Origin of the sequence: Chitinophaga qingshengii, from assembly GCF_014529935.1 — a bacterium.
In the GTDB taxonomy this organism is placed as follows: domain Bacteria; phylum Bacteroidota; class Bacteroidia; order Chitinophagales; family Chitinophagaceae; genus Chitinophaga; species Chitinophaga qingshengii.
Map to the genome: position 1 here is coordinate 616935 of NZ_JACVFC010000001.1, position 21216 is coordinate 638150.

The 21216-nt window shown below is 44.5% G+C and carries 18 protein-coding genes and 1 tRNA gene; 8 read left to right on the forward strand and 11 right to left on the reverse strand.

All coding sequences use genetic code 11. The features are described 5' to 3' along the window. Positions 1-190 precede the first annotated feature (190 nt). The 6 genes from ICL07_RS02130 to ICL07_RS02155 all read right to left on the reverse strand — a co-directional run bounded on the left by ICL07_RS02130 (position 191) and on the right by ICL07_RS02155 (position 10206). Positions 191-499 carry an RNA-binding protein gene (locus ICL07_RS02130; RefSeq protein ID WP_188086299.1) on the reverse strand — a complete coding sequence of 103 codons (309 nt, stop codon included), beginning with the start codon at positions 497-499 and terminating at the stop codon, positions 191-193. A gap of 530 nt (positions 500-1029) precedes the next feature. Then, complete coding sequence (locus tag ICL07_RS02135; RefSeq protein WP_188086300.1) at positions 1030-3585, reverse strand: alpha/beta hydrolase family protein; 2556 nt, start codon at positions 3583-3585, stop codon at positions 1030-1032. Beyond that, positions 3575-4951, reverse strand: coding sequence for a RagB/SusD family nutrient uptake outer membrane protein (locus ICL07_RS02140; RefSeq protein WP_188086301.1), 1377 nt, complete (start codon positions 4949-4951; stop codon positions 3575-3577). The genes ICL07_RS02135 and ICL07_RS02140 overlap by 11 nt, the downstream gene beginning before the upstream one ends. 17 nt (positions 4952-4968) lie before the next feature. Then, positions 4969-8313, reverse strand: a complete 3345-nt coding sequence (locus tag ICL07_RS02145) for a SusC/RagA family TonB-linked outer membrane protein (protein WP_223151728.1) — start codon at positions 8311-8313, stop codon at positions 4969-4971. 117 nt (positions 8314-8430) lie between these two features. Continuing rightward, on the reverse strand, positions 8431-9546 hold the full coding sequence (locus tag ICL07_RS02150) for a FecR domain-containing protein (protein ID WP_188086302.1): 1116 nt from the start codon (positions 9544-9546) through the stop codon (positions 8431-8433). Between the two features lie 72 nt (positions 9547-9618). Beyond that, positions 9619-10206, reverse strand: a complete 588-nt coding sequence (locus ICL07_RS02155) for an RNA polymerase sigma factor (protein ID WP_188086303.1) — start codon at positions 10204-10206, stop codon at positions 9619-9621. Between the two features lie 145 nt (positions 10207-10351). Between ICL07_RS02155 and ICL07_RS02160 the strand changes: the two genes are divergently transcribed. The 5 genes from ICL07_RS02160 to ICL07_RS02180 all read left to right on the forward strand — a co-directional run bounded on the left by ICL07_RS02160 (position 10352) and on the right by ICL07_RS02180 (position 15187). Further along, a complete protein-coding gene (locus ICL07_RS02160) occupies positions 10352-11200 on the forward strand; it encodes a chromate resistance protein ChrB domain-containing protein (protein WP_188086304.1) in 849 nt (282 codons plus the stop codon). Positions 11201-11286: 86 nt separating this feature from the next. Next, positions 11287-12249, forward strand: a complete 963-nt coding sequence (locus tag ICL07_RS02165; RefSeq protein ID WP_246484959.1) for a DUF1259 domain-containing protein — start codon at positions 11287-11289, stop codon at positions 12247-12249. Between the two features lie 99 nt (positions 12250-12348). After that, positions 12349-13527 (forward strand): chromate transporter, encoded by a 1179-nt coding sequence (locus tag ICL07_RS02170; protein WP_188086305.1) that lies wholly within the window; start codon positions 12349-12351, stop codon positions 13525-13527. A gap of 163 nt (positions 13528-13690) precedes the next feature. After that, entirely contained in the window at positions 13691-14758 is a 1068-nt protein-coding gene (gene arsB / locus ICL07_RS02175; RefSeq protein WP_188086306.1) for an ACR3 family arsenite efflux transporter, read from the forward strand. A 15-nt stretch (positions 14759-14773) separates the two neighbouring features. Beyond that, on the forward strand, positions 14774-15187 hold the full coding sequence (locus ICL07_RS02180; RefSeq protein WP_188086307.1) for an arsenate reductase ArsC: 414 nt from the start codon (positions 14774-14776) through the stop codon (positions 15185-15187). Positions 15188-15315: 128 nt separating this feature from the next. Here ICL07_RS02180 and ICL07_RS02185 read toward each other — a convergent pair whose 3' ends face one another. Next, positions 15316-15921 (reverse strand): DUF8184 family protein, encoded by a 606-nt coding sequence (locus tag ICL07_RS02185; RefSeq protein WP_484484275.1) that lies wholly within the window; start codon positions 15919-15921, stop codon positions 15316-15318. 252 nt (positions 15922-16173) lie between these two features. Here ICL07_RS02185 and ICL07_RS02190 point away from each other — a divergent pair, with 252 nt between their 5' ends. Next, entirely contained in the window at positions 16174-16527 is a 354-nt protein-coding gene (locus ICL07_RS02190; RefSeq protein WP_188086309.1) for a hypothetical protein, read from the forward strand. Positions 16528-16591: 64 nt separating this feature from the next. On the opposite strand, the gene ICL07_RS02195 is transcribed toward ICL07_RS02190, so the two are convergent. Together ICL07_RS02195 and ICL07_RS02200 are read right to left on the reverse strand one after the other, a co-directional pair. Next, positions 16592-16675, reverse strand: a tRNA-Leu gene (locus ICL07_RS02195). 96 nt (positions 16676-16771) lie between these two features. Beyond that, positions 16772-17176: a carbohydrate-binding protein gene (locus ICL07_RS02200; RefSeq protein WP_188086310.1), complete on the reverse strand. Its 405-nt coding sequence runs from the start codon at positions 17174-17176 to the stop codon at positions 16772-16774. A 136-nt stretch (positions 17177-17312) separates the two neighbouring features. Between ICL07_RS02200 and ICL07_RS02205 the strand changes: the two genes are divergently transcribed. Together ICL07_RS02205 and ICL07_RS02210 are read left to right on the forward strand one after the other, a co-directional pair. Further along, positions 17313-17939 carry a TetR/AcrR family transcriptional regulator gene (locus ICL07_RS02205; protein ID WP_188086311.1) on the forward strand — a complete coding sequence of 209 codons (627 nt, stop codon included), beginning with the start codon at positions 17313-17315 and terminating at the stop codon, positions 17937-17939. A 103-nt stretch (positions 17940-18042) separates the two neighbouring features. Beyond that, positions 18043-19095 carry a baeRF3 domain-containing protein gene (locus ICL07_RS02210; RefSeq protein WP_188086312.1) on the forward strand — a complete coding sequence of 351 codons (1053 nt, stop codon included), beginning with the start codon at positions 18043-18045 and terminating at the stop codon, positions 19093-19095. A gap of 51 nt (positions 19096-19146) precedes the next feature. Here ICL07_RS02210 and ICL07_RS02215 read toward each other — a convergent pair whose 3' ends face one another. Both ICL07_RS02215 and ICL07_RS02220 read right to left on the reverse strand, forming a co-directional pair. Next, complete coding sequence (locus tag ICL07_RS02215) at positions 19147-20214, reverse strand: glycoside hydrolase family 76 protein (RefSeq protein WP_188086313.1); 1068 nt, start codon at positions 20212-20214, stop codon at positions 19147-19149. A 41-nt stretch (positions 20215-20255) separates the two neighbouring features. Next, the gene (locus ICL07_RS02220) at positions 20256-21143 is read right to left on the reverse strand and encodes a LysR family transcriptional regulator (protein ID WP_188086314.1); all 888 of its coding nucleotides are present in this window, start codon (positions 21141-21143) and stop codon (positions 20256-20258) included. Between the last annotated feature and the right edge of the window lie 73 nt (positions 21144-21216).

Below are 21216 nucleotides of genomic sequence, written 5' to 3' on the forward strand. Positions count from 1 at the left end.
TAAATGTGTGGGGGCAGATCAAGATTACTATAGATCTGATATCGGCAAAAGTAAAAGTTAATATTGCAATAAAACCGCAGTCCGGATTTAAATAACAAAAACGCAATATTGGGGCAGTGAGGCGGGGCGGCAGGGAGTGAAACCTTACCCGCCCTTCATATCTCTCAGCAAATAAAGATGCAGACGCCTGTTAGTATCTGGGTCTAAATCCAGTTCCCGGTCGTGATCTGGAGAAACGGTTGTTTTCTGGTCTTTCAGGTTTGGGACGAGCTTCATGCACGACTATGGTCTGGCCGTCAACTACCGAATTATTCAGTCCCTTAATTGCCTGTTCTCCACTGGAATGATCCTCCATTTCAACGAATGCAAAACCTTTAGAGCGGCCGCTGAACTTGTCATAAGCCACATTAATACTAAATACTACTCCAAATGGGTCAAATAAAGACCAAATCTCAACTTCAGTTGTTCTGTCACTGATATTGCCTATAAAAATATTCACGAATACAGTTTTTTTTGTTTAACACATTATGATACCGGGAAACAGAACTGAGGAAGAAAAGGGGATGCCCAAACTAAATCAGAAGATGTCAAGTAACCGCAATAACAATAAAGGTAGGTCAATAAATTGGATATCACAGGATTGTTTTATGAAAAAACTGTCGATTTCAACAAAAAAGCCTGCACGCGATAGCGTTATTTCATTAAGTGCGTAATCGTCAGCCCGATCGCTCCCGGAAGCGCAGAGGAAAGCCGGGAATTATGACCGGAGGCGCAATAAGTATCAATAATGATACAATATTAAAAACAAAAACATACATAAACACCTCAATACAAATTGTAAAGTAGCATTTTCTTTTAATAAAACCGAAAAAAAATACCAGTACAAAAATATACTATGTAGTTAATAAGCCGACAAAGAGCCCGTGGCCTGGAAGATATCCTGATAACGGCCACGGGCTGTCTTAATACTTGACAAGTACCTCTTCCAGGCCTCATGCCATTTCTTTGCATTCAGAGACGATCATGGGACTAAAACTGGGGAAATTTATCTTTTTTCATTTGTTGATTTATCCAGGGCACATTCGTCCTGCCCTTTAAGAAATAATCCCACCAATCCTGTATCCTTAACGCCAGGTCTCTCTCCGCCCGTGAACCAGTGGTAAAAACATGCGCCTGCCCCGGATAAAAGAGCGCTACTACGTCTTTTTTATTCCTTTTTAGCCCAATATAAAACTCCATCGTTTGGTCCCATACAATCCTTTTATCCTCCATCCCAGTCCATAAAAGCATGGGCGCATTTACTTTATGAACGTTTTCAATCGGATTATTTTCCCTATAGATTTTCTTGTTCTCTGCATATGAAGCATGCATATTATACTGCCCTTCTTCGAACTGCCAGTAAAAAGGAGTGAATGATGTCTCATTATAGGAAAAATACATTCTTGTCAGATCACAGGCTCCTGCTCCCGAAATATAGGTTTTAAAACGGCTGGAGTGCCCCGCGATAAAATCAGTGCGGAATCCTCCAAAAGAATGGCCTATCAACCCTACATTCGCAAGATCAACTCCCCTATGTTCCTGTAAAGCATCCAGTGAACTTTCAACACAGTCTAATGCTGATCTTGCTACCCCGGCAGAATCATTCACAATATCCGGCAGATACACAAAATAGCCTTCTTCAAGAAGCTTCTTTATACTGAATCCTAAAGGGAAATTATTCAAAGGGGATAAATACTGATTTGAATTCCTGCTCTGCACTTCATAAATATGAACTACCATCGGGTACTTTTTGCCAGTGTCATAACCAATAGGATAATACAACAGTCCCTTTAAAGATGTTCCTTTTTTATTTTTAAAACTAATCACATCCCTTCTTATCAAAGCTGATGTTTTATCCTGTGTATTACTCTGAAATACAACATTCCCTTTTTCTTTTCCAATCTCTTTATAGACAATCCTTGGCGGGTAATGAAGACTTTCTTCTACATACAAAGCCTTTTTTAAAGATTCATCGGTGTCATACCATGTTATATTGGAGGAAGAAGAAGCCATGAGCTTTTCAAATCTGCCTTTATCCCATTTCAAATAGGTTTTCTCCATACTTCCTTTCTGAGTCACCGACAACAGCACCGGAACATGGAGATCCAGTACATTTCTCCTAAAATTATAACCCGACTCAGGATATAAATCTATTTCATCTCTAGTTATAATCTTTACTTCATTTTCCTGATCGATCTTCAATGCTGTAAACCGATCCATCTCTATCTCATATTTCCAAAGGTCATTATGGCTTTCAAAAAAAATCATTTTGCCATCCGGACTGAAATACGCTTTTTTCAGATGCTGCTTAGTTAATATGACTTTGTTTAAGGTTTTTATATCTACCAGCACCCATAAGTCCTCCATATTTTTATATACAAATTGATTTCCACAATCTGATACCGAAACTTCCGCCTGTATTATACCAAGGTCTTCATAGGCATCTTTTTTAAGATCGTATATAAACCCATGTATAGGAGGGAACAGTGTTGAGTAATGCTGTAGTTCATCCTTGTTAAACATCAAAAAATAATCGGGGTTATTCAGGCTTACCACGGTTGAAAAACGACCAGAGGCTATTCTTTTGGTCTTATCTTCTTCTTTTTTCCATATCCAATGCCTTGTCCGGAATGAACCTTCCTGCTTGGCCTCAAGATTACCATCATTGCCATACCAGATATCAACCGTTCCCTTTTCTACCGGAATATGGGTAATTACAGTAATCATTATGGCCTTTCCGCGCTGTATTTCTGTAAAACGCAGGTATTCATGCCGCCCAACTTCACCAATGTCGGGCAACATCAGCCCTCCTCCCCTTGTATCGACAAATACTGCTTTCTGAGATGGTCTATCCGAATCTCCGGCTCCTTTTATTTCTTCCTTAAGGATCAGAAAATTCCCGGAAGGCGTTTCCTCCATGCTTCGGATAACATGCTGCGTGGCATACACGATATTTACTTTATTACCGGAATACTTTACCAGCTGCGTCTCTCTACCTGTTTTTTTTACGATATACAATGCAGATCCGGTACTGCTCACCTTAAAGTACTGTACCCCTGCTACGCTCTCCAGCAGCTCCGATCCCGCACTATAGATATGCAAAACACTGTCGCTAGTCTGCAGGAAATATTTCTGCCCTTTTTCCATCATCCCGCTCTGCGTAATATTTCCAGGTTCATTGCCATCCGAACCTACCTTCAGTTCTTTCTGAATTCCTGTATACAGATTCCACAAAATCGCTTTCCCCTGTCCCAATGCCAGTAGCTGTCCGCCTTTTACAAACGAATACTGGTACTTTTTCGTCAGCGTACCTACCAGTGATTTCACTCCTGGCCTCCCTGAAGCCAGTACCAGCGCAGTATCATAATTATGTCTGTAGACCTTTGTTGCCACAATCCACTTCCCGTCATCAGACACCTTATTAACGGCAATATTGTAAAAATTTGAACTTTCATCTGTAAGCGAATCCTGACGAACCTGTCCATAACAAACCATTCCCGGAAGCATCAAAAAGAGGACCAGCAGTTTATTGATATTAATAGCCATTATTCTGGGGTTTTAGATTTGGATTAAGCAGCAGTTCTTTTTGAGGAACAGGCCACTCGCTGTGAAAAAGTTTCCAGTTCGGTTTGGTAGCGGTCAACAGATGTAGCTTTTTCATTCTTTTCATATCAAAAAAACGATGTCCCATTTCTGTAAAAAACTCCCTCCTGTTTTCAGCAAGCACCTCATCCAGAAAATCATCTTTCGACATTGGCATTTCAATTTCAGGAAGATTAGATCTTATCCTTGTAGCATTCAAAAAAGGGGCAGCCAAGGCGACTTTATCCTGATTCCCCAGGGCCTCCGCCAATAAAAGATATACTTCCTCAATTCTGAACACAACAGCATATTCATCCAAATTATCAGAAAGGTTTTTATACTTATTCGCCCTGTACCAGGTAGTACCGTCAACAGTGACCGGCAGGGTCCAGTGTTGTTTTCTAAGATCAGAAGATGAAAACGAATTCATTAGATCATTGGACAAAGCATAACTATAGGGCGGGATAAAATCAAAATAATAGATGATCGCTTCTTTGGTAGCATCACCATTACTCATTGGTTTCAGCTGCCATATAATATTATTGCCCGATTTTTTAAAGGTACTGGCAACATCGTTCCGTATCTGATAAAGATCGCTGCCGATAATGTTTTCACAAAGCGTTGCGGCATCTGTCCATCGCTGCTGAAGCATATACACTCTGGCCAACATGAGCTGCGCCGCCTTTTTATTGAGGTAAATACGCTCAGGGTTCCTGTATGCATCCTGGAGAAGCGCAGATGCTTCAGACAACTGATTTTCCAGCAGTTGAAGAACATGGGGGGATGTCATTCTGCTTAAAGATTGATTAATTTTGTAATCTGTCGATAAGGGACAGGGAATATCGCCATATAACTGTTGCAGATAATAGAATAATATTGAACGTATCAAGAGGGCTTCCCCTTTAATCGTCTTCATGTCTTCAGCTCCGGCCGCCGCCGGATGATCGCAACCTTCAATTATTGCATTACAGGAATAAATAAGTTGGTAAGCCGTTGACCATTGATTATGCACCACCTGGTTACCAGCAGTCAACTGGTTGGTATACAGCTCCATCATGCCTCCTGGCGTAGCCGTCGTATAAAAGTCAAGATCATCTGTGTAAACTCCTAAAACCGGTCCGAGTGCATCTCCGGAAAGAAGCGAATTATCACGCAACCCGGCATACAGCGCTGCCAATGCAGCATTAGCGGTCTGAACATCCGTAAATACCTTATCTTTTCCTATTTGGTTGGCGGGTGTTTTTACATCCAGCATCTTCTCGCAGGAGGAAAGTATTACCAATAATAACACCAGTACGCCAATAACTTTATATTGTACAAGAAATTTCATTGTTACTTTTTTAGTGCTTAAAGTGAGATTAAAATTCCCAGTAACCACGTTCTCAAAGGTGGCAGGTATCCTATGTTCCTGAACTCAGGGTCCATCCCGAAATAATTGGTGAAGGTCAGCAGGTTCTGTCCCTGGAAATAGACTTTCGCGCGCCTTAACACACTTCTTTTAACCGGTACCTGATAACTGAGTTCCAGATTTTTTAACCGGATAAAGGAAGCATCAGAAACCGCTGAAGTACTGTTCATCAGTAAGACATGCAACTGGTTCTTCGTACCATTGCTTCCTGAAGAATAGGGCATATAAACTCCATCAGGATTATCCGCAGACCATACATTCAGTACTTCTTTCGGCTGGTTGTTCATGCTTCCTGGTATCGGCATGATATTATGGTAATTCCAGTTCTTCTGCCTGACAAACTGAAACAAAAAAGACAGGCTCCAGTGTTTGTATCGAAATGTATTATTCCAGCCACCGAAATACCGTACACCAATATTTTCAATGGTTTGCCGGTCGTCAGGACTTGATATGATACCATCTCTGTTAAAATCCGTGAACTTATATAACCCTGTTGCAGCATTGATCCCTTCGTACTGATAGAGCTTAACAATGGTGATCGGTTGCCCTATCACATAACTATTAGCGTAGGTTGAACCGTCCAGTCCTGGAAAAGAGCGTAGTTTATTTTTAGGGAAACTGACATTCAAGCCCCATTCCCATTGGAATCCTTTCCGGGAATAGGGTTTTGCGGCGAGTTCAATTTCCCAGCCGGTATTCTCCACTTTCGCATTTAAGTTAGCCTGCACACTTGAAAATCCTGTGGTGGCAGGCAGCTGGTACCCTACCAGCTGGTTTGAAGAGCGGTTCTTATACCAGGCGGCTGTCAGGTTAAGCCTGTTTTCCAGCATTCCTAATTCCAGGGCCGCTTCAAATTTTACTGTTTTTTCCCAGCTGTAATTGGGATTATATAACTTTGAAGGGCTTAGGCCCACAACATCGTTATACCGCAGTTCTGAAATATCATAGGTATCCAGATAACCGTAATCACCAATATTATCACTTCCTGTACTTCCATAGCTGGTTCGAAGCTTTCCAAAGCTCAGCCAGTCGCTATTTTTCAGAAAAGACTCTTCCGAGAATATCCAGGCGGCACCCGCCGCCCCAAAACCGGCAAATTTGTTATCAGGGCCAAAACGACTGCTTCCATCCCTTCTTCCCGTAAGATTCAGGATATATCTTTCAGCAAACTGATAATTGACCCTTCCAAAAAAAGCAGCATACCGGTATTCCGCCCTGACCTGATCGGTAATGATCTTAGTCCTGGCCGTTCCGGTATTCTCTATAAAAGCGTTGCTTTCAAATCCGAAGCCCTGCAGCGATCCCCGTGTATTCACTTCACGTTGATAGGTCGCTCCTGCCAGTACATCCACCGTATGACGGTTTCGTTTAAGCCTCCAGTTAAGCTGCGGTTCCAGGATAAATGAAAAACGGTCCTGATTACCTTTATATGACTGAGAATAGGCACTGGACTGCCCCTGAGTGGTTGCAGGATTGTATATCGTATTAGGTTTCAGAGAGCGCTCATCGAAAGCCTGGTAATTAATTCCCCCGCCAAGTTTAAAAACCAGATTTTTCAACAGTTCATACTGCATATTCATATTGGTCAGAAACTGTATATTTTCATAAGAATAGGAACTGTTATATAAAGCAGCCGGATTGTTAAAAGTATTGTTATGCCAGTTGATACTACCATCTTCACGATAAAGGTCCGGGGCATTGGGAGGCAGGATCACCGACTGCTTTGTGATATCATCACTAATGACATTATTTTTCTGCGAGGAAAACATATTGGAGATACTGAGCTGAAAACGCTTATCTGCAGAGCTATGACTGATATTAGAAGAAACATTATCAGTAGTATATTTAAAATCTCTTGAAAAAACGGTAGACTGGTCATTATGTCCATAACTCAGCAAAAAACTTGTTTTCTCACTCCCACCACTTAAAGAGAGATTCGTATTCAGTGTATTAGCAGTATGGCCGATCAAAACTTTTCGCCAATTAACGGATTTGTTCAGATCCCAGTTTCCATTGATATCGTAAGCATTTACCGGGTAGGTGGAAATTCCATCATTTTGATATGCCTGTTTCCGCATACTGCTGTATGCAGCCGTATTCATCATATGGAGGTTACTAATTACAGTACTCAACGAATAAGATGTTCCGAAATTAAGTTCCGGCTTTCCGGATTTACCTTTTTTGGTGGCAATCAGGACCACTCCGTTTGCCCCCCTTGATCCGTAAATTGCCGTAGCATCTGCATCTTTTAGCACCTCAATACTTTCTATATCCGATGGATTGATACTATTAAGTTGATTAATGCTGCCAGCAGGTAAGATGGCCCCGGAAAACTGAGTGGTCACTTCAGCACCTACCGGTACTCCGTCAATCACATACAAAGGAGCATTTGCTAAACTGCGAAGACTATTTCTACCTCTGACCTGTACCTCAAAACCACCGCCTGGCAAGCCGCTGTTCTGCACAATATTAACGCCGGCCATTCTTCCCTGCACCGCCGAAAGCACATTCGTCACCGGCTGGTTTTCAATATTCTTCGCCGTTATCCGTGCAATACTTCCTGTCCGCTCCTTATTCTTTACCGTATAATACCCGGCATTCAGTATGACTTCTTCTAATTTGATTACAGCTGGCTTGAGAGAGATGGCTACTTCACCGCTATGGTCATTTATCATAATGGTTTGGGAGATAAAACCGATAAAAGAGATTTCTATGATATCTCCCCTGTTGGCATTCAGGTTCCATATACCATCAGTACCGGTAATTCCTGACTGCCTGTTTGTTTTGTTAGTAACTGACGCTCCCACAAGCGGATGACCGGTTGTATCCACTACCCTGATTTTTAATGGCATCCCCGTCTGTTCAAAGGACACTTTCTCCACATCTCCCAAGGCAGCAGCCGGCTGTTTTCGTGTAATAAAAATGGTTTTATCGGCAATTTCGTACTTGAGCGGTCGATGCTTTAAAAGCATCGTCAGCAATTCACGTAGTGGAAGATTATTGACAGCCAGTGAGATGGTTCCTGTGCCGGAAAGTAATTCCTGGTCGTACATCACCACATAGCCTGTTTGTTTTTTAATAGCGGCAAAGACCTCTTTATAGGTCAGCGCTTTGCCCGAAATAGTGACAGACTGGGCTATACCGGTGGCGGGAGCTGACAGGCAGACAGTGAACAGTAAAAAGGCGAGCCATCTCATCACGCATAATAGTTGATTGGGAGGCCGGTTTGCGCAGCGGCCAGGCAGGGCATGGCAAAACGAGCCACCCTTTGCAGTTTTTTGCATAAATTGCAGTTGTTTGGTTGAGAAAATGGATTCCAGTCTATAGATTCAACCCAAACGTCACCGGGAGTGTTTCGAGCGCTTCCGGTTTGTTTTTAGCGGGATTGAACCTTGTTTTTATTATGGTAACACGGTCAATGTTCTATCATTCAATTTATAGTGTATTCCCAGTTCACCTAATTGTTTCAGCAGATCATTCAGCGAAACGCCTCTCGTCATTTCACCTGCCAGCTGTTTGTTGGGAATGATATTATTTTCATAGACAATCTTAATATCATACCAACGCCCCAGTTGCCGCATTATCTCCTCAAAACTCAGCCCGTTAAAATCAAACAGTCCATTTTTCCAGGCCAGGACCTGCCCCGGATCTACAGATTGAACGATGATAGGCTCCCCCTCTCCTTTCATAGGCTTTACGACGGCTTGCTGCCCCGGCCGTAAAGGCCTGCTATGTCCCGCCATGGAGATTTTTACCGCTCCTGTTACAAGCGTTGTTTTAAGTACCGCTTCATCTTCATATGCATTGATGTTAAAGCTGGTCCCCAGTACCTGGATTTCAGCGCCCCCCGCGTTTACAATAAAAGGCTGCCTTGGGTTTTGCGCTACTTCCAGGTATACTTCTCCTGTTACTTCCACCTTTCTTTCTTTATGATTAAATGATGAAGGGAATTTGATACCCGATGCTGCGTTCAGCCAAACCTTTGATCCATCAGGCAATACGGCCTGGTATTGCCCTCCGTTAGGTGTGGTTAACAGTACTGCATCCGCTTGTAAAGGCAGGCCGTTATCGGCCGTACCAAGTTCTTTTTGGGTACCATTTGCCAGGGTTAAGATGGCTTTGCTGGTACCGGGAAGAATTTCCCGTACCACGTTTGTCTGTTGACTGATTGGCAATATTTTTTTTGATTGGTGCCGGAAGATATAAATACCCGAGCCAATGACAAGAACAATAATGGCCGCCGCTATATTTTTCCAGCGCAGCAGCAATGGTGTACGGCGAACGGAGTTACCCTGTTGTATCTGCGTGTCAAGGGATTGCAGGATACGTTCCAGACTACTCCCGGGAGGCGCATCCAAATCCAGTGTTTGTTGATGCAACTGCGTATGGAGCAACTCTTTAAAAGACAGCTGATACGCCGGCTGCTGAAGCATTTTCGCCAGTTCAACCCCCTCCTCTGCAGAAAGGGTATCCGTTATATAAGCTTCGGTTAAACGCTGTAGTTTTTGAATATCCATTGAACAGTACCTGGTATTTTGTATAAAGACACATCTGAACCGGCTCAATAGAGTAGCGAGGGAAAAATTTTTTTAAGAAAGTCCGCCGAAGAGAATGATCAGCAGTATAGGGTCGCTACTATGCTCTTTCATATACACTTTCAGGAAGCTCACGGCTTTAGCGAGGTATTGGTAAACGGTATCTTTATGCATTCCCAAAGCGGCCGCAATTTGTTCGTTGCTCATACCACCGAAGCGGCTCATGGTGAAGACTTTTTTTCGTTGTTCGGGAAGCAGCTCCACCCCTTTTAACAGTAATTGATAGGTCAACCGGTACTCGGTGTATTGATCAGGGGTAGCCGCATCAGCTTCCAGGTCATCAGAAGGAATATATAATTGCTGAATTTTTTTACGGGCTTCGTTATAGATCTGATTACGGGCTACGATAAAGAGATAATCCTTCAGGCTCTTAACGGAGCCCAGTTTTTCACGGGTTTTCCAAAGGCGCATGAAGATATCCTGTGTAACTTCTTCGGCTTTCTCCACGGTTTTCAAATAGGCGATTGCGTGGGAGAAAATCGTATTCCAATGGGCTCTTACAAAAAGTGTAAAAGCCTGCTCCTCTCCCCTGGCAATACGGGAGAGCAGATCATTTTCGTTGTATAAAAGAGGCTCCGGCAATTAAGCTGTTTTGTAATATTCACTTGCAATCAGAGGGTAAAGATAACAGGAAATTGGAGACGGGATTGAAAAAATTGTAACGGCAGGTTGCCGGGAAAATTACTAAAACAGCACTAAATTACAGTCCTTATCATGTATCAACCATATGAAATGGATCACCCGTGAGCGCCCTAAAATAGACAGGCTGGCCTGTCCGTGGCTAATCAAAAGGTTTGTAGATGCCGAGGCTGTATTTATGTATGTCCCCGCTGACCAGGTGATGTCAAGGGCAGCGGCCGAAGGTGCCACGCCCTTTGATATGGTCGGAGTTGAGTATACACACTATGATGATCAGTGTACTTTCGATTATGTGATCAAAAAGCATCATATAGAAGACCCGGCTGTTCACATCATGGCCCCTATTGTACGCGGAGCAGATACTGACCGCCATGACCTGGCAAGCCAGGCATCAGGCCTGTGGGCGTTATCTGCCGGGCTGGCTTACAATGAACCCGACGACCAGGCCTTGCTTGAAAAAGGTATGATGCTATATGATGCGCTTTATAGCTGGGCCAAATACCTCCAGCATGTCAAGCACACACAGCAGCCGGTTGAAAACCAGCTGATCGATATTTTTAAACAATTCCTCCAACAGGAAAAAGACAACAAAAAAATACCCTCCTGGGCCAGAGAACTAAAAGAGATCATCCAGGACCAGGTAGACACCAACCTCAACCTAAGCCTGAAAGGTTTATCAGAAACGCTTCAGGTACATCCGGCATACTTATCGCGGGAGTTTTCAAAGTATTTTGATGATTTATCTTTTGGCGAATATATCCGTAAACTCCGGATCGATAAAGCCGTTCAACTGCTCAGCAGTACGGATCACTCCCTCACTGAGATCGCGTATCTTACAGGGTTCTCGGATCAAAGCCATTTTACCCGGATTTTTAAGAAATTCACCGGCAAAAGTCCCTCCGCTTATAAAAAGGATATGATAAAAAGTAAAAAATAGACTAAACCTTATTTTTCATTCTATTTTTTGGTGTTCGGGAGCTGGAAATTGCAGTTTTTATATAACAAACCTGTAATACATCTGTTATGAAATGCACTATTTCGTGTTTTCTGTCCTCCATATCTTTTATGCTGATCCTGACAGCAGCCTGCAACAATTCTTCACAACCCGCTACCAGGGCAGACAGCAGCAAACGGAATAATATCCTGTGTCCGCCGGGAAGCAGTAAACTCGATATTCAGAAAATTGAAGCGGTGACCGGCATGAAAGGCATAGCCAAAAATGGCGAGTACAAAATAACCGTTCCCCAAAATGACCTGAATGTAGTAGTGGATGGATTTAAGATCATCCCTCCTATGGGATTGGGCAGCTGGGCAGCATTCACTCCTTGTTCAGACAGCGTGATGGTAATGGGTGATATTATTGTTACAGAAACTGATCTGGCCCCGGTTCAACAGGAAGTGATCCGCCAGGGCTTTACCATCACCGCTATTCATAACCACTTTGTCCGAAATCACCCTAATGTGATGTACATGCACATAGATGGCCGGGGCAAGGCAGAAAAGGTGGCTGCCGGCGCCAAAGCCATTTTTGACAAGGTAAAGGAAGTCAGAGGTAAAGACCCCAAAGAAGGCAAAGCCGACAGCGTTCAAAACACCATTAACATTACCCGCCTCGACAGTATTATCGGTCATAAGGGAGAGATGGCCAAAGGAGTATATAAATATACCATTGACCGGCCGGATGTGGCTTTGCAGGAACACGGCATCCCGGTCAGTAGTTTTATGGGCTTTAACACCTGGGCCGCCTGGCAGGGCACAGATGAAAAAGCGGCGGTAGCAGGCGATTTCACCATGCTTGAAAATGAAGTGGAGCCTGTTATTAAAGCACTGATCGAAAATGGTATCGAAGTGGTGGCCGTACATAACCATATGGTGCATGAGCAACCCCGTATCTTCTTTCTCCACTACTGGGGCGTAGGTCCGGCGGAAAAACTGGCAAAAGGCTTCAAAGCCGCATTGGACCAGACGGCAGGCAGCCACCAATAATAATCGCCTAAAAGTAAAAAACAGACCAAACCTTATTATTCGTTCTATTTTTTGGGTTGCAGTTATCTGAACTTGCATCAGGACGCAAACCCTTTAGAAATGGAAAACAACCGGACAACGGCCTCTTACAGCCTGCGGGATCTTATCATTTATTTTTTAAAGCTGGGTACATGGGGCTTTGGAGGCCCCGTGGCCTTAGCTGGCTACATGCACCGTGATCTTGTTGAAAACAAACAGTGGATCAGTGAGGAAGACTACAAAGAAGGGCTGGCATTGGCCCAATTGGCCCCCGGACCTTTAGCGGCTCAATTGGGGATTTACATGGGTTACGTGCATTACCGGCTGTTAGGCGCCACCCTTGCCGGGCTTGCATTTGTACTGCCTTCTTTTCTGATGGTGCTGGCACTTGGTTTTATTTACGTGCAATGGCAGGGCATTCCCTGGATGCAGGCTGTCTTCTATGGCGTAGGCGCCGCTGTTATCGGTATTATCGCAACAAGCGCATGGAAGCTGACCCGAAAATCAGTCGGTAGTAACAAGGTGCTTACAGGTATTTACTTAATCACTGCCGCATACACCGTGTGGCAGGAAAACGAAAATATCTGGTTGTTCCTCGGCGCAGGAATCCTTTATTGGCTCTTCACAGCTCCTCCAACCAGCTTGTCTTTCCTCCGCAAAATATCAACAGCGCCTAAACTCTTCATTCCTTCCCTGCTATTGAATGTCACAGGCCCCGCCTCAGGGAAAACGCTCTGGCAAATACTGCTGTACTTTACCAAAGCAGGGGCATTTGTTTTTGGCAGTGGACTCGCCATCGTACCTTTTCTGTATGGAGGCGTGGTGAAGGAATATGGCTGGCTGAATGAACATCAATTTATGGACGCCGTTGCGGTGGCGATGATTACACCAGGTCCGGTTGTCATCACAGTAGCGTTCATAGGATTTCTGACAGCGGGATTTTCCGGCGCCAGCCTGGCTGCATTGGGTACTTTCTTTCCTTGTTATCTTTTCACCGTATTACCGGCGCCTTATTTCAGGAAATATGGCAAACACCCCGGCATAAAGGCATTTGTTGACGGTGTTACTGCCGCAGCCATCGGCGCGATAACCGGCGCCGTGATCGTGTTGGCAAGGCGGTCACTTACAGATGTATACACCATTGCTATTGCATTAACAACCGTGGCCGTTCTCTGGCGATTCAAAAAAATACCGGAACCGCTTATTATTTTAATTGCTGCCGTTATAGGGTTATTACTGAAAATGCTTTTGGTTTCCTGAAAAATACATCGTAATATTGCGATATATTAAAAATTACATTCGTCTGAAAGCTTCGAAGCAGTACAAGGAACTGTTTGACGCATTCTTTACAGCACCCTTAATACTAAATATATTTCTGCTTTAATACATCGTAATATTGCAATAATACAATGAATATAATATCATGCAAAACTGTCATCCTGCCCAGCGTAAGCAATTAAGCTTTCCGGACCGCTACCTTACCTTGTGGATATTTCTGGCAATGGCCATTGGGGTGAGTATCGGATATTTCGTTCCCTCCTCCTCCGGGTTCATCAATTCCTTTTCATCCGGCACTACCAATATACCGCTGGCAATAGGTTTGATCCTGATGATGTACCCGCCACTGGCGAAAGTGAAATATGAAAACATGGGCGAGGTATTCAGGAATACAAAAGTATTAACCGTTTCCCTGGTGCTAAACTGGATAGTTGGTCCCATCCTGATGTTCGTGTTGGCAGTACTGTTTCTGCACGGCTATCCGGAATATATGACCGGTCTTATCCTGATTGGGCTGGCCAGGTGTATCGCCATGGTGATCGTATGGAATGAGCTGGCAGACGGCAACCGCGAATACGCCGCCGGACTGGTTGCATTAAACAGCATCTTCCAGGTGTTACTGTATAGTGTGTACGCCTACATCTTCATTACCTGGCTACCGACCGTTTTCGGCATGAAAGGGCTGACGGTAGCTATCTCCATTGGTGAAATCGCCAAAAGCGTTGGTATCTATCTGGGCATCCCTTTTGCAGCCGGTATTATCAGCCGTTACGCTCTTATCGCCTGGAAAGGAGAGCAATGGTACCAGGAAAAATATATACCCTTCATTTCACCGGTTACATTAATAGCGCTGCTGTTTACCATCGTCGTGATGTTCAGCCTTAAAGGAGGACTGATGGTGCAGATACCGTTTGATGTTATCAGAATAGCGATCCCGCTGGTGATCTATTTCGCCATTATGTTTTTGGTCAGTTTCCTGCTGGGCAAAACAATGGGCGCCGATTATTCCCGGAATACTGCTATTGCCTTCACTGCAACCGGCAACAATTTTGAACTGGCCATTGCAGTTGCCATTGGTGTATTTGGCATCAATTCCGGTCAGGCTTTCGTGGGCGTAATAGGACCACTGGTAGAAGTACCAGCTCTTATTGCACTGGTAAACGTGGCCTTCCGGCTCCGAAAAAAATGGTACAATACTCCTGTAAAAGCATAAATCTTCACACAGCACATGAAAAAAATCCTTGTCCTTTGTACCGGCAACAGCTGCCGCAGCCAGATCGCAGAAGGCTATTTAAGATATTTCGCCGGAGATAAGGCTGAAGTATATAGCGCCGGCGTAGAAACGCATGGCGTCAACCCACGGGCCATCGCTACCATGGCGGAAGACGGCATCGATATTTCCGGGCATACTTCCAACAACATCACGGAGTATCAGGACATACCTTTCGACTTCGTTATCACCGTTTGCGATAACGCAAAGGAAAGATGTCCGTTCTTTCCCACCACTGCGAAGAAATTCCATGAAAATTTTCCTGATCCTGCAAAAGCTACGGGCACTGAAGAAACGATCATGCAGCAGTTCAGGACAGTGCGCCAGCTCATTAAAGATTATACAAAATCCTTTGTAGCAGCGCACCTGTAATACAACTGCCGATTAAGTTCATCATTCATGACAATCCCTGTGAACTACTAACAACAATAGTTCGGTAAGTTTTTTTTTTACAAAAAAGTACGAAAAAACTATTGCCACATAAATATGCAAACCTTGCTTTATAATCGTACCCCTCCGCTCTCTATCATCTTTTTGATAGTATCAAAAATAAATGCCTGCATATCCAGGTGGTATGTGAACTGCCGATCACCCGATTGGCTGATAATGTTACTGCTCTCCAGCAACAACTTGTCTAGTTTTAATTTCTCCCAGGGGTCCCGTCGCATCAGTGTTAGCGCTCCTCCTTCGGTAAAAATGTCCAGGCTATCTATCAGCTGGTACTCCTTTGTATTTTTATAAATGGTGATAGAAAACAATAATCCATTTTTAAATACGAGCTGGGTGTCATCCAGGTCGCTTTCAGATATAGAGAAGCCATTTTCGTTCACATGAGCAAAGAAGGCCAGGATGGCTCGTTCACATGGATTGGCGGCGGAGATACTGAAACTGGTTTCCCGCCTGCGGTATTCGGCATCAAAAGTAAGTAGCGAAAAATCGCGCTTCAGTACAATGTTCTTTAAAGGCTTTGTATCGGGCTCGCCAAACGGCTGTTGGTTGATCTCAAATTTTTGTGTCCGCATATTAAAATGCAACTGGACATCCAATGATATACGTAATTGTCTCGCATGGGGGTTGTAACGGAAAGCTGAAAGAATTACCGGCAATTGGTCGTCAGACTCAAATCGCTGGCATGTATACTGAACCTGAACGGGGAAAGATGGCTAATTGCCTTTTTTCCCCGTTACTATTTTGAAATTTAGTTTCAAGCCATTTTTTATTTTGCGCCTTGGAGCCAAGGATGAATAATGTGAATGAAAGCTTGCAGCAGTTGCGTATAATATCTTTAAAGTGACAAATCATCAATCCTTGTTTACCCTGATGAGGAATATTCTTCACTCATTTTAACCTTCATTTGTATGAAAAAAGTATGTTGTTTTATCCTTCTTCTTTTTACAATCCTCCTTGTTCAAAAGCCGGTTGCAGAAGCTACTGACGGAGCGAAAGTAAACAAAAGTACTTTCAGGACGCGTACCCATCAGTCGGTAGGACTCCAGCCACTTGCCACGACTTTTCCATTAAACACCAAAACATATAAGGTGATAAACAATAACACCGGTGCTGTCGGTGTAACTAAGAATATCTGGTATAAAGATGTAGAGGTACAGGCAGGTGACGTGTTAACATTTACCCATGCGGTTACAGGAGATGTTATTATTGTTTATAAAGTTGTTCCCGAAGATCTGGATGGATCCTTCCTGGTAGTCTGGTAAAATATTTTTCGATATTTGTAAAAACAAAAAAGGTTGTAAGCCAAAGACTTACAACCTTCCTGTGTGCCCAGAACTGGATTCGAACCAGCACACCCTTGCAGGCGCTGCGACCTGAACACAGTGCGTCTACCAATTTCGCCATCTGGGCAACTGATATTGTGATCAGGGAGCGCAAAGATAAGCACTCATTTCATTTCTCCAAACAAAAAGTCAATTTTTTTTCAGACTAACGGGAAAGTATATACTAATAATTGTGGATAAACCGGAAGGAGGTAACACTGAAAGCCACGCCCCCTTTGGCTACGAGGTATAAATCGTGTACACCTTCTGCATGGCGCAGGTTACCGGTCAGTTTGAGGGCGTAAGTACTATCGCCGGTGTAAGGGATGTCGAGTGTACCGATAATTTTGCCTTTGGGTTTGTCTATACGGAACTCTAGTTTGGAACCACTTTTTTTATGCTCACAGGCGACTTCCACCTGGAAACCGATTTCTCCCATACTCAGGTTCACCTGTGCAAAGGCCAGGTAACTCCCCGCTTTCATCTGGAACTCCGTAGCACGGTTCCCCTTTTTTGCCGTCGGCGGCGCCGACTGTCCACAGACAGTCAGCTGCACAAAGGCAAATAGTAGGAACAACAACAGCCGCATAGGCAAATAGGATAGTTTATACACCGACGGAAATATCTCCCGTCCCTGAAAAATAATGAAAAACTTAAAATTAAGGAATTATGTAATATTAAGTCATAATGAATAGATAAAATAATAAAATAGTACATTTGTACTAATGATAGATACAAAAGAAAAAATACGGAACGCAGCCCTTAAACTGTTCAACGAACAGGGCATCGATACCATCACCATACGGCATATCGCCAAGGAACTGGATATCAGCCATGGTAACCTCCAATACCACTATAAAAACACCAATGAAATTATTCTGGTATTGTTCAAAGAGCTGAACGAAGGCTTTTCCCGCCTTTTTGCGCAACAGGAAAATATGGAACACATCACCTTCCATCATTTTCGCACCTGGGTAGAAGTACTCATCGAACAGATCTGGCATTACCGCTTTATTTTCCTCCAATTCGTGGAAGTCACCCGCCGCGTACCGGAAGTGAAAATATTTTATAACAGCTGGGATAAAAGCCGGGAGGAACAACTCCTTTTGGTATTCAACACCCTCATCAAAGAAGGCATCTTCCGCGATGACATTCCTCCCTATATCTGGAAAAACCTCGTCACGCAGCAATATATTATGGCCGACTTTGCCCTGTCGCACAATGAAATAAAAATGGGCCTCAAAGGCAAAAAAGCCGTGCAGTACTACGGCCAGGTGCTGTTTAACCAGTTCTACCCTTACCTTACCGCCAAAGGACGTCAGCAAGCTGACGAACATCAGACGGCCAACTGATCCTTGTCATTTTTCAGGTGACTTTTTCCTTGCACTTTTGTATGGTGATGCGATAAACATTACCCATCAACGAGTGTTTAAACACCAGAAAAACGAGGACACTATGGAACAAGCACTGATCAAACTAAGCCAGTACACCGGCGCGCCGGCCGTTACCATCCTGCTATCTACGCATCGCACTTTTCCGGATAACAAGCAGGACAGTATCCACCTCAAGAACCTTATCACAACGGTGGAAAAGCAACTCTACGAACAATATGAAAAACGGACTGTATGGCCCGTACTCAATAAAATCAGAGAGCTGGAAAGCACCATCAATCATGATTACAACCTCGATACCCTGGCTATTTTCGCCAGCGGCGATTTTATTGAGGTATACCGGCTGCCCATTGCTACTACCGACCGCTACGTGGTGGGCGACCGCTTCGAGATACGCCCCTTGCTCAAAGCCATTCAACAAAGCGAACACTACTTCATACTCTCTGTTTCCCGCCACCTCATACGGCTGCTGGAAGCATTTAATGATAAAATACTATACGAAGTCAAAAACGCTGACTTCCCCTATCACAACAGCTTTTATACCACCGATCCCATGCGCCTGCAACAGGACCTGGTCATGGATAACCTGCTGAAAGAATTTTTCAACACGGCGGATAAACGATTTAAAAAATATTACGAAGAGAATCCCCTGCCGGTGGTTTTACTGGGGGAAGAACGAAATCTTGTCTTCTATCAGGAACAGATGGATATAAAAGGATTGGTGGTAGGTACCCATCATGGCAGTTTTGATGACACCTCCGATCCGGAGATCGCTAAAATTACGTTCCCCCTGATTCAACAACACATCGCAGGTAAACAGGACACTGCCTTGCAGGCCATCAGCAGCGCACAGTCTGCACAACGCCTGCTGGTAGACCTGAACGATATTTATACAGCGGCTGAAAACGGGCAGGCAGACACGCTCTACCTGGAGCAAACCTACCTCCCTGTCGGTCACATCGATAACGGCACCATTAGCCTGAGTAACGGCAACGGCTCTACGGACATAACCCTGCCCGTGATCGACACCGTACTCAACAAAGGCGGTAACGTGGTGTTCCTCGATGAAAATGCCCTGAATGAATACCAGGGCATCGCTTTAGTCACCAGATTTTAATCATACAACAACAACAGGGAAAGCCGCGCCGGTGTTTACCGGTGCGGCTTATTATTGAATAGTGGCCAACCGGGCATAAATCTCCATCATACCGGCCTGGCCCAGCAACTCCTTCTCCGGCCGTTTGCCCAGCATCTGGGTAGCCCGGTCCCGGTCTTCTTCCCAAACTTTATCGGCATAGGCCTGCATGGCATCCACATACTTCCGGACCTTATCTTCTTTATACAACGCCAGATATCCCCGCAGTAACACGGCATTAAACCAATACGAGGAATGAAACCGCCCTTCCCGGTAGAAATGCTGATAGGCACCGGCAGCAATCTGCTGCGCTTCCTTCAGGTACTGCGGTTGTTTGGTGATACGATACAGTTTCACATTGGCTTCGAGCATGGTACCACTGTTATAGGTATACGTAGCAGAATCGATGCGGTTGTTCTGCTGCGGTTTGATGGCATCCCAATATACACCATCAGCATTCCGCAGATGCCGGTTGGTCCACTGATACAACAGCAAAGCCGTATCCAGATAGTCTTTGCGCTGCGTGGCTTCATACAGCTGCAATGCCAGCAAAATGCCCGGTCCGTTGGAACAGGTATTTTTGGTGCGCTTATCCCCTTCTTTCCAATATAATCCGCCACCACTGATCGTATCGTAGCCGGTCATCATAAAACGATAGATCTCCGTACCCTTATCCAGGTATGAACGCTGTTTGGTACGGGCCCACGCATCCAGGTAGGCGATACCGATCCATTGGTTGTCGTCATAATAACGGTCCTCCCTCCGCTCTTTAACCACATATGAAGCATACCCCGGCGCCGGCGGTATCGGATCATAATACTGATCAATAGCAGCTACAACCGGCTTCAGGTATCTTTTCTGCGGATGCAGCTGCTCCATCTCATTGGCCGCCTGCACCAGCGCGCAAAGCCCCCACAGGTCTGCATGCAGATTATGATTTTTTGCGGGATCGCTGGTCTGGATATAAAGACCGGTACGCGGCTCATACAGATGCCGGTCCACGGCTGCCTGTAACAAATCCGCCCGCTGTGCATTTGTTTGGGCAAAGGAAGTAACGGAAAACAGTATATACGCCACCGTTAGCCATAAAAGACGGTACATAAGCATATTGTTTGATGGTCATTAAACATAACCATTCCGTTTTACAATTGCAACAGGTCCCGTACCTGCTTTAATTGCGGTGTAGTAACACGTGTTTTATCATAGGCCAGGTAAATCATATTACCAGGCGCTTTCGCATCTGCCCACAGTTGTTTTAATTCTTTTTTTTGCAGATAGCCTTTCGCCAGATAATCTGCTACGATCGCCACCCCTTCGCCGGCAGCCAGGGACTTGAGAACACTGTCATCATCCGGAATCACAAAGCGGGGCTTTATCTGCGGACGCTTCTGGAAATTCTCCTGCCAGAAACGGCGGCCGGCAGCCAGATCACTGCTGTAGGCATACCAGGTTTGCCCCTGCAGCCAGGCTTCTGCTGCTGCCATATCCTTTTTACGGATGGCTTTACGGAGAGAAGTATCATCCAATCCAATATTAGCCACCAATATATACTGCTCGGCTAACACCGGCTCATATACGATATTCTTTTCCTGCCCGACAGTGGTGGTCAGCGTAAAATACATATCTCCCCTGATCACCTTCTCCAGCAAGGGTTTGGCATGATCAAACTCGAAGATAAAATTAGCCTCCGACTGACTGATGCGCGGTGCTATCAACGCCTGAAAAAACGCTTTCGGCGCACCAATGCAGGTCAACGGAACATCCTGTGCACAGGCATTGCGGAAATCTGTTTCCACACTTTCCAGTTTCTCTACCGCTTCTATGATTTGTGTATACAACAGCTTACCGTAATCGGTAGGTACCATGCGCCGGGGCTGCCTTTCAAATAACGGATGACAGATATAGGCTTCCAGTCCCGCCAGGTGCTGACTAACATTAGGCTGCGAAATCAACAGTTCCTGCGCGGCCCCCGTCAGGGTGCCCGTCTGATAAATCGCTTTAAAAGTGCGAAACCATTCAAAATTAACCATACCCAAATTTATAAAAATATTTATAGTTTGATATAATTTATCCTATTTTATTTATACCAACAACTGCCTCATC

Coding starts and splice junctions, on each gene's coding strand:
- ICL07_RS02135 (WP_188086300.1), bottom strand. CDS start 3,585: ATGGCTATTAATATCAATAAACTGCTGGTCCTCTTTTTGATGCTTCCG.
- ICL07_RS02140 (WP_188086301.1), bottom strand. CDS start 4,951: ATGAAATTTCTTGTACAATATAAAGTTATTGGCGTACTGGTGTTATTA.
- ICL07_RS02145 (WP_223151728.1), bottom strand. CDS start 8,313: ATGCAAAAAACTGCAAAGGGTGGCTCGTTTTGCCATGCCCTGCCTGGC.
- ICL07_RS02150 (WP_188086302.1), bottom strand. CDS start 9,546: ATGGATATTCAAAAACTACAGCGTTTAACCGAAGCTTATATAACGGAT.
- ICL07_RS02160 (WP_188086304.1), top strand. CDS start 10,352: ATGAAATGGATCACCCGTGAGCGCCCTAAAATAGACAGGCTGGCCTGT.
- ICL07_RS02165 (WP_246484959.1), top strand. CDS start 11,287: ATGAAATGCACTATTTCGTGTTTTCTGTCCTCCATATCTTTTATGCTG.
- ICL07_RS02170 (WP_188086305.1), top strand. CDS start 12,349: ATGGAAAACAACCGGACAACGGCCTCTTACAGCCTGCGGGATCTTATC.
- arsB (WP_188086306.1), top strand. CDS start 13,691: ATGCAAAACTGTCATCCTGCCCAGCGTAAGCAATTAAGCTTTCCGGAC.
- ICL07_RS02180 (WP_188086307.1), top strand. CDS start 14,774: ATGAAAAAAATCCTTGTCCTTTGTACCGGCAACAGCTGCCGCAGCCAG.
- ICL07_RS02190 (WP_188086309.1), top strand. CDS start 16,174: ATGAAAAAAGTATGTTGTTTTATCCTTCTTCTTTTTACAATCCTCCTT.
- ICL07_RS02200 (WP_188086310.1), bottom strand. CDS start 17,176: ATGCGGCTGTTGTTGTTCCTACTATTTGCCTTTGTGCAGCTGACTGTC.
- ICL07_RS02205 (WP_188086311.1), top strand. CDS start 17,313: ATGATAGATACAAAAGAAAAAATACGGAACGCAGCCCTTAAACTGTTC.
- ICL07_RS02210 (WP_188086312.1), top strand. CDS start 18,043: ATGGAACAAGCACTGATCAAACTAAGCCAGTACACCGGCGCGCCGGCC.
- ICL07_RS02215 (WP_188086313.1), bottom strand. CDS start 20,214: ATGTACCGTCTTTTATGGCTAACGGTGGCGTATATACTGTTTTCCGTT.
- ICL07_RS02220 (WP_188086314.1), bottom strand. CDS start 21,143: ATGGTTAATTTTGAATGGTTTCGCACTTTTAAAGCGATTTATCAGACG.